Annotated in this window: 14 protein-coding genes and 1 pseudogene; 3 read left to right on the top strand and 12 right to left on the bottom strand. The window is 69.7% G+C overall.

Annotation, left to right across the window (positions count from 1 at the left end; genetic code table 11):
* Window positions 1–3 precede the first annotated feature (3 nt).
* The 5 genes from efeO to Phou_RS42520 all read right to left on the bottom strand — a co-directional run bounded on the left by efeO (window position 4) and on the right by Phou_RS42520 (window position 3,553).
* Window positions 4–1,140, bottom strand: a complete 1,137-nt coding sequence (efeO, locus tag Phou_RS42540) for an iron uptake system protein EfeO (protein ID WP_173069278.1) — start codon at window positions 1,138–1,140, stop codon at window positions 4–6.
* A 19-nt stretch (window positions 1,141–1,159) separates the two neighbouring features.
* Complete coding sequence (gene efeU / locus Phou_RS42535) at window positions 1,160–2,041, bottom strand: iron uptake transporter permease EfeU (protein WP_371872266.1); 882 nt, start codon at window positions 2,039–2,041, stop codon at window positions 1,160–1,162.
* A gap of 129 nt (window positions 2,042–2,170) precedes the next feature.
* Window positions 2,171–2,329: a DUF397 domain-containing protein gene (locus Phou_RS55890; protein ID WP_173069275.1), complete on the bottom strand. Its 159-nt coding sequence runs from the start codon at window positions 2,327–2,329 to the stop codon at window positions 2,171–2,173.
* A gap of 118 nt (window positions 2,330–2,447) precedes the next feature.
* Window positions 2,448–2,663 (bottom strand): DUF397 domain-containing protein, encoded by a 216-nt coding sequence (locus Phou_RS42525; protein WP_173069272.1) that lies wholly within the window; start codon window positions 2,661–2,663, stop codon window positions 2,448–2,450.
* Window positions 2,664–2,701: 38 nt separating this feature from the next.
* Window positions 2,702–3,553 carry a helix-turn-helix domain-containing protein gene (locus Phou_RS42520; protein WP_173069268.1) on the bottom strand — a complete coding sequence of 284 codons (852 nt, stop codon included), beginning with the start codon at window positions 3,551–3,553 and terminating at the stop codon, window positions 2,702–2,704.
* 156 nt (window positions 3,554–3,709) lie between these two features.
* Between Phou_RS42520 and Phou_RS42515 the strand changes: the two genes are divergently transcribed.
* Both Phou_RS42515 and Phou_RS42510 read left to right on the top strand, forming a co-directional pair.
* Entirely contained in the window at window positions 3,710–4,018 is a 309-nt protein-coding gene (locus tag Phou_RS42515; protein ID WP_173069265.1) for a hypothetical protein, read from the top strand.
* A gap of 96 nt (window positions 4,019–4,114) precedes the next feature.
* Window positions 4,115–4,318: a hypothetical protein gene (locus Phou_RS42510; RefSeq protein WP_173069263.1), complete on the top strand. Its 204-nt coding sequence runs from the start codon at window positions 4,115–4,117 to the stop codon at window positions 4,316–4,318.
* On the opposite strand, the pseudogene ahcY reads toward Phou_RS42510, so the two are convergent.
* The 6 genes and pseudogenes from ahcY to Phou_RS42480 all read right to left on the bottom strand — a co-directional run bounded on the left by ahcY (window position 4,306) and on the right by Phou_RS42480 (window position 10,501).
* Window positions 4,306–5,798, bottom strand: a pseudogene (gene ahcY, locus Phou_RS42505) (adenosylhomocysteinase). The gene Phou_RS42510 and the pseudogene ahcY overlap by 13 nt on opposite strands.
* Before the next feature lie 385 nt (window positions 5,799–6,183).
* Window positions 6,184–7,281 (bottom strand): mannose-6-phosphate isomerase, class I, encoded by a 1,098-nt coding sequence (gene manA, locus Phou_RS42500; RefSeq protein ID WP_173069260.1) that lies wholly within the window; start codon window positions 7,279–7,281, stop codon window positions 6,184–6,186.
* Window positions 7,282–7,283: 2 nt separating this feature from the next.
* Window positions 7,284–8,228 (bottom strand): cation diffusion facilitator family transporter, encoded by a 945-nt coding sequence (locus Phou_RS42495; protein WP_173069257.1) that lies wholly within the window; start codon window positions 8,226–8,228, stop codon window positions 7,284–7,286.
* Window positions 8,229–8,295: 67 nt separating this feature from the next.
* Window positions 8,296–9,480, bottom strand: a complete 1,185-nt coding sequence (locus Phou_RS42490) for an SIS domain-containing protein (RefSeq protein WP_173069254.1) — start codon at window positions 9,478–9,480, stop codon at window positions 8,296–8,298.
* A complete protein-coding gene (locus Phou_RS42485) occupies window positions 9,477–9,659 on the bottom strand; it encodes a Trm112 family protein (protein ID WP_173069250.1) in 183 nt (60 codons plus the stop codon). Before Phou_RS42485 ends, Phou_RS42490 begins: the two co-directional genes overlap by 4 nt.
* Window positions 9,660–9,742: 83 nt before the next feature.
* Window positions 9,743–10,501: an HAD-IIB family hydrolase gene (locus Phou_RS42480; protein ID WP_246274463.1), complete on the bottom strand. Its 759-nt coding sequence runs from the start codon at window positions 10,499–10,501 to the stop codon at window positions 9,743–9,745.
* 81 nt (window positions 10,502–10,582) lie between these two features.
* Here Phou_RS42480 and pgm point away from each other — a divergent pair, with 81 nt between their 5' ends.
* Window positions 10,583–12,238, top strand: a complete 1,656-nt coding sequence (gene pgm, locus Phou_RS42475) for a phosphoglucomutase (alpha-D-glucose-1,6-bisphosphate-dependent) (RefSeq protein ID WP_173069243.1) — start codon at window positions 10,583–10,585, stop codon at window positions 12,236–12,238.
* A gap of 52 nt (window positions 12,239–12,290) precedes the next feature.
* On the opposite strand, the gene Phou_RS42470 is transcribed toward pgm, so the two are convergent.
* The coding region (locus tag Phou_RS42470) for an aldehyde dehydrogenase family protein (protein ID WP_173069240.1) at window positions 12,291–13,547 on the bottom strand (1,257 nt) is incomplete at its 5' end.

Here is a 13,547-nt window from a genome sequence, read left to right as displayed (position 1 = left end):
CTCTCACTTGGCGACGACCGCGGCCACCTTGCTGATGGGCTCGGCCAGCGCGTTGATCGAGTCGGACAGTTCCTTCAGCTCATCCTGGGTGAGCTGGTTGTGCAGCTTCCAACCGTCACCGGCGCGGTGCTTGGACAGCGCGGTGTCGACGTTGGCGAACTCGGCGTCGAGCTGCTTGACCAGGTCGGGGGCCCGCTCCTCCAGCACCGGGCGGAGCGAGGCGATGGCCGCCTTGGAGCCTTCGACGTTCGCGTTGAAGTCCCACAGGTCGGTGTGCGAGTAGCGGTCCTCCTCGCCCGTGATCTTGCCGGTGGCCACCTCGTCGAGGAGTTCCTTGGCGCCGTTGGCGAGCTGGAGCGGGGAGAGCTTCTCGGCGTTCGCCTTGGCCACGATCTCGTTGATGTCGGTCATCAGCCGGTCGGCCATCGGGCCGGACTTGGAGATGTCACCGGTCTGCCACAGGTCCTTTTCGATCCGGTGGAACCCGGTGAACTCCATGCCCTCCTCGATGACCTCCTCGCGGCCGTCAATCTTGGGGTCGAGGTCGCCGAAGATCTCCGCGACCGGCTCGATCCGCTCCCAGTACGTGCGCGCCACCGGGAAGAGCTCCTTGGCTTTCGCGGCGTCGCCCGCCTTGACCGCGGTCACGAACTCCTGCGTCTTCTCCAGCAGCGCGGCGGTCTGGCTCTTCACGTACCGCTGGTAGCTCTCGGTGGCCGCCGCCAGCGCGGCGTCGGCGGTGAGCGGCGCGGCCGAGCCCTTGACCTTGAGCGCGCCGCGGATGCCCTTGCCCACCATGCCCGGCTTGCACGCCGTCTCGTACGTGCCGGCCGGCAGCTCGACGTGCAGCTCGCGGCTGAGGCCCGGCGCGATGTTCTCCACCTCGCCCATCACGCGGTCACCCTGGGCATACACGTAGAACTCGGTGACCTTGACGCCCTTGTTGGTGACCTTGAAGGTCACCGTCCCGGCGTCCACATCGGTCGTGGCGACCTCACACGCGCTGTCCGTGGCATTGACCGGAATCGGGCCGCCGGCGGCCGCGTCGCCACCCGACCCGGCGTCGTCGGAACAGGCCGCGAGCGCGCCGCCGGCCAGGACGCCGGCCGCGGCGAGGGCGAGGACTCTAGGGGTACGCATCGTGCGGTTCTCCTTGCGGTCAAGCTGCCTGCGACGCGGCGGGCGCCGGGCTGTCGGTGGTCGGCCTTGGCGGCGACGGCCGCCGCCGTCCGGGGATGAGGAAGAGCACCAGCACGGGTACCGCGTACGCGAGCCAGGCCACGACCTCCAGCACGGTGGGCGCCGGGGTGATGTTGAACATGCCGGCGAGCAGCGCGGCGTACCACGACGACGGGTCGAGCGTGCCGGTGATGTCGTACGCGAGGTTGTTGAGGCCGGGCAGGACGTCGGCCTCCTGGAAGTCGTGCACGCCGTACTTGAGGATGCCGGCCGCGACCAGCACCAGCAGCACGCCGGTCCAGGTGAAGAACTTGGTGAGGTTGATCCGGACGGCGCTGGCGTAGAGCAGCACACCGATCACGATGCTGGTGAGGATGCCGCCCAGGATCGCGAGGAGCGGACCTGTGTCGCTCTCGGCGCCCTGCACGGCGGCGAAGAAGAGCAGCGCCGTCTCCAGCCCTTCGCGCACGACGGCAAGCAGCGCGAACAGCGCCACCGCGAGCGGACCCACGGCTATCGCGCGGTCGAGCCCTTCGCGCAGCTCACCCGCGATCGACCGGGCGGCGCGGCGCATCCAGAAGATCATCCAGGTCACGAAGCAGACCGCCGCCACGGAGGTGATGGCCTCGAAGAGCTCCCGGTCGCGGTAGTCGGCGAGCAACGTGGTCCGCGTGTACGTCAGCAGGGCCCCGAAGCCGATGGAGAGCGCCACCGCCACGGTCACGCCGAGCGCCACCCACGGCAGCCGGTTGCGGCGGTCCGACTTGACCAGGAAGGCGATGAGGATGCTGACGACCAGCGTGGCCTCGAGCCCTTCGCGGAGGCCGATCAGGTACGTCGCGAACAGGGGGTTGTCGCCCATGGCGTAACTCCGGATCCTTAGGCGCCCCTAACTTAGGGCAGCCACACCTTCCCTCGTCTCGCCACCCCAAGTCAAGCCAGCACCATGTGACGCGCACCGCCCGACCAGGCACTTTGGACTCAATCAAGATCATTGCGTGTGGCGCCCACGCGTCGGAAGACCAGCGATGAAGCTTCGCCACGAAGCATTTGTGAATGAGAAGGCGACAGCATTACGACTCTTCGAGTCACGGACGCCTATCCGCCATCGACATTGACTCATCTTCGCGCAGGCACCGGCCGCCCACACTTCGACTACTCAGTGATTTCTACTCGCGCCGCATCCCGCCCCGGACTCATCGCTGCACGGCGCATCCTGGACACGATCGAGGTGGTCTTGTCAGGACCACCTCGAACTGTGGTAGCCGCTAAGCTGAGCGGTCGAACTCGCCGGCTCGGACGGAGCCGACGAAGTCCCGCCACGTCATGGCTTCGAACTGAAGAATCGGGCCCTCAGGGTCTTTGGAGTCACGCATGGCAATTCCGCCGGACGCCACGTAGGCCACCTCAACGCAGGCACCGTTCCCCGAGCTTCGCCGGCTCTTGAACCAGCGCAGCCCGTCGCCACTGAACGCAGGCAGCATTCTCCGGTACTTCCTCTCTCGGAATGTGAACTTCTAAATCAATTTTCGCCGCGCACAATCGCGCTGATGAAGTCGACCGACTTCTTCGGGTTGAGCGCGGCTGCCCGTAGCGCCTCGAAACTCATCCAATAGTTTCGAAGCTCGTCCGGCCGGCTGCGAAATACGCCGCCGGTCATGCCTTCGCTGTAGACCAGCGGAGAGTCTCCGTCGCGAGCGAATTCAAGAATGATGAACGCTCCGGCCAGAGCGCGATGGGCACCGGCCGCGAAAGGCAGCACCTGCACCGTGACCATCTTTCGCTCATTCGCCTCGACAAGGCTCGTCAGCTGGCGACGCATGACGTCCGGACCCCCGATTGGACGGCGCAGCACCGCTTCGTCGACGATGACCGACAGCTGCGGTGGCGGATCACGGGTGAGGACCGCTTGGCGCGCCATCCGGACAGCGACCCGTTGTCCGTGGACCTCGTCGTCCTCGTAGACGCCGTCGGCCTGGATCACCGCGCTGGCGTACTCGGCGGTCTGCAGAAGCCCCGGCACCACCTGGCACTCGTAGTTGTAGATGCCGACCGCTTCGGCTTCGAAGCCGATATACGTCTCGTAGGCGTTTGGCAGCACGTCACCGTACGCCTCCCACCACGCTCGCTGCCGGGACTGCCCCGCGAGCGCCCGGATTCGTGCTCGGGCGTCCTCAGCGACGGCGTACGCCTCGAGCAGCCGGTCCAGATCTTTTGGCCGGACACCCGTGTGGGCGGTCTCGATGCGGCTCAGCTTGGAGTCTGACCAGCCGAGCTCAGCTGCCACGTCCGCCACGGTGCGATCGGCGCGCAGGCGACGCAACTCTGCGCCCAACTGCCGCCGCAAGGTGGTCGGGCTTGGCTTCACTGCCATCGTGCATACCGTAACGCAAGTGGAGCAGCGAGGTTGCAACGAACATGCATCAGATGCACTTGCATCTGTGACCCGCACCATGCACCCTGGGATGTACGACGACAACGGAGTCGACGCGCAGCCACCAAGTCGGGGTCAAGACCGTGGGAGGCAGCCGTGCTGGACGAGCAGACGTTGGTCCCCGAGCTTCCTGAGCTGCCCTGGCAGTTGCGCCTCGGCTTGGTGTTCGTTGACGAAAAGCCGAGCCTCTTCGCCCTCTACCGGCGCGACGAGGACGGCGCAGGCGGGCGTGTGGTCGCCTGGCTGATGGTTCTCCCCGGCGACCACGCGGTGCTGATCCCGGTCGACGAGACACCGAGCCGCCCGATCGTGACGACGCTCCAGAGCGTGCAGCGGCGGTGGCTCCGATTGCTCGAGTCAGAACTTGTACAGGTTGTGGGCCCGCAGGCCCAACACATGCTCTGATCGAGGTCGCAGGGACTGGACGGCGGGCTGGTGGCGGCAAACACCGGCCCGCCGCTCCTTGTCCACGGGACGCCCCTTGCCAGTACCGTTGCCGGCGTGAAGGTGCTCCTGCCCTGGCTGGCCGTCCTCGCGGTGGTGCTGCTGCTCGACGCCCTGCATCTCGGTGTCCTGGCCACCGCCGTGGCCGTCACCTGGCTCGTCTACTGCGTGTGGACCTGGGTCCGCCCCGAAAGAGCAACCGGGCCGGCTGAAGATCCAGCCGACCCGGCAGCACGCCGAGTAGAAGCTCAGTACCGGTAGTGGTCCGACTTGAAGGGGCCGTCGACCGGCACGCCCAGGTACGAGGCCTGCTCCTTCGACAGCTCGGTCAGCCGGGCACCGAGCGCGTCGAGGTGGAGGCGGGCAACCTTCTCGTCCAGGTGCTTGGGCAGCGTGTACACGCCGATCGGGTACTGGTCGGTCTTCGAGTACAGCTCGATCTGCGCGATCGTCTGGTTGGAGAACGAGTTCGACATCACGAACGACGGGTGGCCGGTCGCGTTGCCGAGGTTCAGCAGGCGGCCTCGGACAGCACGATGATCGAGTGGCCGTCGGCGAAGCGCCACTCGTCGACCTGCGGCTTGATGTTGATCCGCTCGACGTCGTCACGCTTGGCGAGGCCGGCCATGTCGATCTCGTTGTCGAAGTGGCCGATGTTGCCGACGATCGCCTGGTGCTTCATCCGCGCCATGTGCTCGTTGGTGATCACGTCGAAGCAGCCGGTCGCGGTGATGAAGATGTCGGCCGTCTCCACCACGTCTTCGAGCGTCGCGACCTGGTAGCCGTCCATCGCCGCCTGCAGCGCGCAGATCGGGTCGATCTCGGTCACGATCACCCGCGCGCCCTGGCCGCGCAGCGACTCGGCGCAGCCCTTGCCCACGTCGCCGTACCCGCAGACGACCGCGACCTTGCCGCCGATCAGCACGTCCGTAGCGCGGTTGATGCCGTCGATGAGCGAGTGGCGGCAGCCGTACTTGTTGTCGAACTTGCTCTTGGTCACCGAGTCGTTGACGTTGATCGCCGGGAAGAGGAGGCTCCCGGCGGCCTGCATCTCGTACAGGCGGTGAACGCCGGTGGTGGTCTCCTCGGTCACGCCCTTGATTCCGGCGGCGACGCGGCTCCAGCGGCGGTTGTCCTCCGTGAGCGAGCGCTGGAGCACGCCGAGGATCACCGCGTACTCCTCGCTGTCCGCGGTCTCCGGCGACGGCACCGCGCCGGCCTGCTCGAACTCCGCGCCCTTGTGCACCAGCAGCGTGGCGTCACCACCGTCGTCCAGGATCATGTTGGGACCCTGGCCGTCCGGCCACAGCAGCACCTGCTCGGTGCACCACCAGTACTCGGCGAGGGTCTCGCCCTTCCACGCGTACACCGGGACGCCGGAAGGCGCGTCGGGCGTGCCGTCGGGTCCGACGACGATCGCCGCGGCGGCGTGGTCCTGGGTGGAGAAGATGTTGCAGGAGGCCCAGCGGACCTCCGCACCCAGCGCCACCAGCGTCTCGATGAGCACCGCGGTCTGGATCGTCATGTGCAGCGAGCCGGTGATGCGGGCACCCGCGAGGGGCTGGGCGTCGGCGTACTCCCGCCGCAGCGCCATCAGCCCGGGCATCTCGTGCTCCGCGAGCTGGATCTCCTTGCGACCGAACCCGGCCAACGACAGGTCCGCAACCTTGAAGTCGCCTTCGGCGACGGTGCGTGGGCGGGCCGAGGCCGACGCGTCCGGCGCCGGCAGAGTGCTGGTCATGAAAGCTCCTGTCGAACGCGTTCGTTGCAACGACCCCACACCATACGCGGGCGCTCTCGAAGGCATCTAGAAGCCTCGGACCGCCCGCCGTTTGACCCGGGTACCGGCACCGGGCACACAAATAGCGCGCGGGGCGGCGGGTCATGAGCGGGCTTTCCGCTCAACTCCCACCGCCCCGCGCATCCCCCCGGTTTGGTTCCCCGCGCGTGACTCGGACCTTCGTCGCGATAACGCTGCGTGGTCCCAACGTTACATTGCGCTATGGCGGTGTCAAGTGAATCAGGAAATTTCTTGATCTGTGCGTCTGTGCTGATGGCGCAAACGCCCAGCTTGGGGCCGAAACCGCCCACAAAAGCCAGGCCCACAGAGGGCTACAAGGTCGAACCTACGCCGGAACCGACGCGACGTACGCCTCTCCGGCGCCAAAGATTGTGAGCGCGCCGGAGCCGGCCGCCGCGAACGCCGCCTGTCCGGTCGCCAGCTCCACCGCGCCGGCGCCGTCGTCGACGGCCAGCTCGCCCGCCAGGCAGAGCACCACCCGCGGCCCCGTCACCGCCAGCTCCACGGCGCCGGCTGACGGGCGCACCCGGTGCAGCGTGAACTCGGCCGCAGGCGTGCGCCACGTGACGATCCCCGGGCTCACGGGCTCGGCGGGTACCACCGGGTCGGCCAGCACCTCGAAGCGCAGCACCCGCAGGAGCTCCGCGACGTCGACGTGCTTGGGCGTGAGGCCGCCGCGCAACACGTTGTCGCTGGCCGCCATGATCTCCACACCGGTCCCCTCGAGGTACGCGTGCAGGTTGCCGGCCGGCATCCAGATCGCCTCGCCGGGCGCGAGCGTGACGTGGTTGAGCAGCAGCGCCACCAGTACCCCCGGATCGCCGGGATAGGCGGCGGCGAGCCGGCGGACCAGGTCGGGCGCGTCGGGCGCCGCCGCGGCCTCCGCGACCACGGCGGAGGGCAATGCGATCAGGTCGGCCATCGCGGCGCGCAGGTCGCCGGCGGCGAGTGCGGCAAGGACCGGCTTGAGCGCGGGCGCGTCCAGAGTGGACAGCTCGGCCGCGGACGCCGCGGGGTCACGAAACCCGCACAGCGCCTCGAAATCCGACACCGCCACGAGCATCTCGGGCTTGTGGTACGCGTCGACGTAGCTGGGGTGTCCGGCCGCGAACCGCTCGCGGGCCTGCTCCGCGTCCGGGTGCGCCTGCAGCGACAGCGGCGCGGCCGCGGCGAGCAGCTTCATCAGGTACGGCAGGCGCGGCCCGAAGCGCGCCACGACCGCGCCGCCGAGCACCCGCTCGGGCTCGGCGGCGATCAGGTCGGTCAGGCTCGTCCCGTCGACCGTGGCCGGGTCGCCCGGGTGGGCGCCCAGCCACAGCTCGGCCTCCGGCCCCTCACTCGGCACCGGCCGCCCCTGGAGCCGCGCGATCGCGGTCCGCGAGCCCCAGGCGTACGGCCGGATGCGGCCGGTGAGGAGCCGCACGGTCAGCTCGCGACGGGTGCCGGCTCTGCCGGGACGTGGTAGATGTCCGGCTCCAGGTAGATCACCCGGGCGATCGGTACGGCTTCGCGGATGCGGGCCTCGGTGGAGTTGATGTGCCGGGCGATGTCCTCCGCCGTCTCGTGCTCGCGCACCGCGATCTTCGCCGCGACGAGCAGCTCCTCCGGGCCGAGGTGCAGGGTCTTCATGTGGATGATCCGCTCGACCTCGCGGCCCGCGACGATCGCCGCCTCGATCTTGGCTAGGTCTTCCGGCGTGGCGGCCTCGCCGAGGAGCAGGCTCTTGGTCTCCAGAGCCAGCACGATCGCGATGGTGACGAGCAGGATGCCGATCGCGGCGGTGCCGAGCGCGTCCCAGGTGCCGTCACCGGTGATCAGCGTCATCGAGACGCCGATGAGCGCGAAGATCAGGCCGACCAGCGCGCCGAGGTCTTCCAGCAGCACCACGGGCAGCTCAGGCGCCCGCGCGCGGCGCACGAAGTGCACCCAGGACGCCTTGCCACGCACGTGGTTGGACTCGACGATCGCCGTACGGAACGAGAACGACTCCATGATGATGGCCGCCGAGAGCACGACGATCGGCACCCACTGCCAGCTGTCGATGCCCTCGTCGCGGTGGCCCCACTTGTGGTACGCCTCGTACAGCGCGAAGCAGCCACCGAGGCTGAAGAGCACGATCGACACGATGAACGCGTAGATGTAGCGCTCGCGGCCGAAGCCGAAGGGGTGCTGCGGGGTGGCCTCGCGCTTTGCCCGGCGTCCGCCGAGCAGGAGCAGCGCCTGGTTGCCGGAGTCGGCCACGGAGTGGATCGACTCGGCCAGCATCGACGACGACTGGGTCAGCAGCCACGCGATGAACTTGGTGACCGCGATGCCCAGGTTGGCCAGCAGCGCGGCGATGATCGCCCTGGTGCCGCCGGAGGTGCTCATGCCCGCCCTCGCTTCGCTGCGGGCGGACATGAGGCACAGAAAACGCTGCGCCTGATGATTCGCTCGCTCATGGGTTGCTCAGCTCCTTCATCTCGGTGACGGCCGGCACGGCCATGGGGTCGAGGCCGTGCGCGAGAGCGAGGTAGATCGAGGCGAAGTCGGGGACGGCCACCAGCGAGGCGAGCCGCTCCAGCGGGGAGCCACCCTCGGCCGTGACCACGTCGCAGCGGACGCCGCGGCGCTCGGCCAGCGTCTGAATCGCGTCGGCCCGCCTCTCTTCGACCGCGACCGGCTCGTCGGCCTCCTCCTCGTTGGCGAGGCCGCCGTCGCGGAGCAGCACGACCCGCAGGCGGGTCGCGTCCTGCTCCTCCTCCGGGTCGGCGAAGATGTCGCGGGACGACTCGACGAGCCCGCCGAAGACGCCGTCCAGCAGGCCCACGCGGCCTCGGCCGGCCTCGCCGAGCGCGCCGGCGACCACGGGGTAGCGGGCGTTCGCCGAGATCGTGTCGGCGAAGCGCCGGGCGGCCACGGCGGCCAGCGGCGAGGAGCCCCACACGATCGGCACCGAGCCGGCAAGGCCGAGCGCGAGCGACTTGGCGGGGTTGACGAACGACTCGGCCGTCGGGCGGCAGCGGTCGGCGTCCGCGTCGAGCCGGGCCGCGGTCTCGGCCAGGTCCGCCTCGTTGACCTTGACCAGCCCGAAGCTACGGGCGGCGAGCAGCACCGGGACGGTCAGTGCCCACAGGCTCGCGCGGGCGGGCGCGCGCCGCGGCACCGGGATGAACGGCGCCCGCGCGCTCTCGGCCACCGACTGCAACAGCGAGTCGGGCGCGCCGACGGCGACCAGGCGGGCACCCCGGCGGGAGGCGGCCTCGGCGGCGCCGAGCGCCTCGGGGCTGCGGCCGGAGGCGCTGACCGCGATCACCACGTCGGCGGCGCCGACCCAGCCGGGCACGCCGGCGCTGCGGTGCGCGATCACGGGTACGGGGCAGCGTGGACCGGCGACCGTCGCCAGGATCTCGCCGGTGCGGCCGGCGGTGCCGATGCCGGCGATCACGACGGCGCGGGGGCGGCCCTCGTCGCTCAGCACGGCGAGATTGGCCTCCGCGGCGAGGGCGGCCGACTCGCGGACCTGGGCACCGGCGGAAGCGGTGGCCCGCAGCATGCCGCCCGGGTCGTTTTCCGCCATCCCGGCCGGATCGTCCAGCAGGGCTTCGTCGACAGTGCGCCGGCCGCGCACGCTAGCGCTCATTTCTCGCCCTCAGGGTTGCGAGCCTCGTCCAGCAGCAGCACCGGGATACCGTCGCGCACCTCGAAGATCCGCCCGCACTCGGTGCAGGTCAGGGTCTCGGCGGCGGCGTCGTACTCCAGCGGTGCGTGATGCGTGTCCGGGCACGCGAGGATCTCCAGCAACTGCGTGTCCAGCGACACCGGACGCTCCTTCCAAGCACTGTGGTCCCGCGTTGGTCGCTGGCCCGCGACCAACGCCGATCCATCGGGACGCTGCGATGATCCTAAACGTCGCCGGGTAGTGCGGCCGGCAGCGTGGTGAGCAGCCGCTCCACGTACTCGGCGGTGTCCTGCCAGCGGGTTACCGCCACGCACCGGATACCCATCGCCTTGACGGGATAGTCGTTGCCACCCTCGTCGAGGCGGTCGCCGACGAACAGCACCTCGTCGGTGGACAGCTCGAGGTGCTGCATGAGCCGGCCCATCCCGTACGCCTTGTCGACGCCCTTCTTGGTCACGTCGACCGACGTCGAACCGCCGCTGCGCACCTCCAGGTCGGGCAGGCGGGCGGCCGCGTAGTCGCGCAGCGCCGCCTTCTTGGCGCCGTCCGGGTCCCACGAGTACTTGGCGTCGACCGGCGCACGCTGCCCCAGCGCCGAGAACGTGACCTGGCTGCCGCGGTCTTCGATGATCTCGCCCCACGGCTCGGGCTCCCAGATGCCGAGCGCCTTCGCCCCCTCGACCAGCACCGACACGATGCGGTCCTTGGCCTCTTCGGTGAGATCCTCGGCGTACACCAGGCCCCAGTCGCCGTCGATCCAGCGGTAGTAGCGGGTGCCGCAGGTGGGCATCAGGTGCAGCCGCTCACGCACGCCCGTGTCGAGGTCCAGATGGCGCAGCACCTGGGTATCGAACTGCTCGAACCGTCCGCCCGAGATGACGCACACGTCGACCTGGGCCAGCAGCTGGGCGAGAAGCTTCGCCATGCGGTCGTCGATTTGAGACTTCGACACGGCGAGTGTGTCGTCGAGGTCGAACGCCACGACTCGAATGTCTCCCGCCAACAGAAGCCTCCCACGCGACTACGATCGAAACCGCTTCCCAACTTCCCGAGAGGATACGTCGTGTCCGATACTGCCCGGCTTCACCCTCGCGCCGGTAGCGTTGCCGAGCCCGGCGATCTCGTCGACGTGCCCCACCTCGTGTCCGCCTATTACACGGGGAAGCCGGACGTGTCGGAGGCCGGGCAGCGGGTCGCCTTCGGCACCTCGGGACATCGGGGGTCCAGCCTCAAGCTCGCGTTCAACGAGGACCACGTGGTCGCGATGAGCCAGGCCATCTGCGAGTACCGGGCCGAGCACGGCATCGACGGCCCCCTCTACCTGGCACGCGACACGCACGCGCTCTCCGAGCCCGCGATGCTGTCGGCGCTGGAGGTCTTCGCGGCAAACGGCGTGCGGGTGCGGCTGGACAGCCGCGACGGTTACACGCCGACGCCGGCCGTGTCGCACGCGATCCTCACGTACAACCGGGGTCGGACGAGCGGGCTGGCCGACGGTGTGGTCGTCACTCCGTCACACAACCCGCCGGCGGACGGCGGCTTCAAGTACAACCCGCCGTCGGGCGGTCCGGCCGGCACCGACGTCACCAAGGTGATCGAGGACCGGGCGAACGCGCTGCTGGAGAGCGGGCTCAAGGAGGTCCGGCGGGTCACCGTCGCGCGGGCGCGGGCGGCCGGGACGACCGAGGGGTACGACTTCTGCGGCACGTACGTCGCCGACCTGCCAAGCGTGGTCGACCTTGACGCGATCCGCGCGGCCGGCGTGCGGATCGGCGCCGACCCGCTGGGCGGCGCGAGCGTCGCGTACTGGGACGAGATCGCCAGCCGCCACGACCTCGACCTGACGGTGGTCAACCCTCTGGTGGACCCGACGTGGCGGTTCATGACGCTGGACTGGGACGGGAAGATCCGGATGGACTGCTCGTCCCCCTATGCGATGGCGTCGCTTATCGAGCAGCGCACCGCGTACCAGGTGGCCACCGGAAACGACGCGGACGCCGACCGCCACGGCATCGTCACCCCCGACGGCGGCCTGATGAACCCCAACCACTACCTGGCCGTCGCGATCGACTACCTCTACCGCAACCGGCCGGAGTGGGCCGCGGACGCCTCCGTGGGCAAGACGCTTGTCTCCTCCTCGATGATCGACCGCGTGGCCGCCGACCTCGGCCGCCGGCTGATGGAGGTGCCGGTCGGCTTCAAGTGGTTTGTCGACGGCCTGGTCGACGGCAGCGTGGGCTTCGGCGGCGAGGAGAGCGCGGGCGCCTCGTTCCTGCGGCGCGACGGCTCGGTGTGGACCACCGACAAGGACGGCATCATCCTCTGCCTGCTGGCCTCCGAGATCATCGCGGTCACCGGCCGGTCGCCGAGCGAGCGGTACGCGGAGCTGACCGAGCGGTTCGGCGCCCCGGCGTACGCCCGGATCGACGCGCCGGCCAGCCGCGAGGAGAAGGCCGTGCTGTCCAAGCTCTCCGCAGACCAGGTGACGGCGAGCGACCTGGCCGGCGACCCGATCACCGCCGTCCTCTCGCACGCGCCCGGCAACAACGCGGCGATCGGCGGCGTGAAGATCGTGACGGAGTCCGGCTGGCTGGCCGCCCGCCCCTCCGGCACCGAAGACGTCTACAAGCTCTACGCCGAGTCCTTCAAGGGCGACGACCACCTGGCCCAGCTCCAGGAGGAGGGCCAGGCGCTCGTCTCGTCCGCCCTGAAGAGCTGATCCATTTCATTTTCCGAGCTACCGCGGTGGCCCCCTTTCTTGATCTTGATCTTTAGAGGTCGACGCCGGTGAGGACCATGACGCGCGGTTCGGTGTAGTCGTCCATGGCGCTGCGGAGCCCTTCGCGGCCGACGCCGCTGCCCTTGAGGCCGCCGTAGGGCATCTGGTCGGCGCGGAACGACGGCACGTCGCCGATGATGACGCCGCCCACCTCGAGCGTGCGGTGGGCGGTGAAGGCCGTCTGCAGGTTGTGCGTGAAGATGCCGGCCTGCAGGCCGAACGCGGAGTCGTTGATCGCGGCGAAGCCGGCGGCGTCGTCGGTCACCCGGGCCACGGCGAGCACCGGGCCGAAGACCTCCTCGGTGACCACCTTGGCGCCGGCCGGTACGCCGGTCAGCACGGTGGGCGGGAAGGTGGCGCCGTCGCGCCGGCCGCCGGCGGCGAGGGTGGCGCCCGCGGCCACGGCCTCGTCGACCCAGGCTTCCACCCGCTTGGCGGCGTCTTCGTTGATCATCGGGCCGACGTCGACGGACTCGTCGGAGGGGTCGCCGGTCTTCAGGGCCTCCACGGCCGCTACAAGGCGGGGGACGAAGGCGTCCTCGAGGTACTCGTGCACGAAGACGCGCTGTACCGCGATGCAGCTCTGCCCGGCCTGGTAGTTGGAGAAGAGCGCGACCCGCTGCGCGGCCCAGTCCAGGTCCTCGATCGATGACCAATCGCCGCAGACAAGGGCCGCCGCGTTGCCGCCCAGTTCCAGCGTCACGTGCTTGTACGGCACGCGGTCGCGGATGGCGTACCCCACCGGGCCCGAGCCGGTGAACGACACGACCGGCAGCCGCGGGTCCTCGACCAGCGCGCCGGCCCGGTCGTTGGGCACGGGCAGCACCGAGAACATGCCCGCCGGCAGGTCCGTCTCAGCCAGGAGCGAACCCAGCAGCAGCGCGGTCAGCGGGGTGGCCGGGGCCGGCTTGAGGATGATCGGCGCGCCGACGGCGAGGGCCGGTGCGACCTTGTGGGCGACGAGGTTGAGCGGGAAGTTGAACGGGCTGATGCCGAGCACCGGTCCCCGCGCGAAGCGGCGCACCACCGCGACCCGGCCCGCGGCCGCCGGGTCCGTGTCCAGGCGCTGCAGTTCACCGGCGAACCGGCGCGCCTCCTCGGCGGCCCACCGAAACGTGGAGACGCCGCGGCCCACCTCGGCCCGTGCCCACTTGAGCGGTTTGCCGTTTTCCGCAGTAATCAGCTGTGCCACCTCGTCGGCCCGCTCGGCGAGGCGGCGGGAGACGTGGTCCAGCGCCGCGGCGCGCGC

The sequence above is a fragment of the Phytohabitans houttuyneae genome (assembly GCF_011764425.1).
Taxonomy (GTDB): domain Bacteria; phylum Actinomycetota; class Actinomycetes; order Mycobacteriales; family Micromonosporaceae; genus Phytohabitans; species Phytohabitans houttuyneae.
Note: the sequence above shows the minus strand (reverse complement) of the source record. Positions and strands in the feature narration are given on the sequence as shown.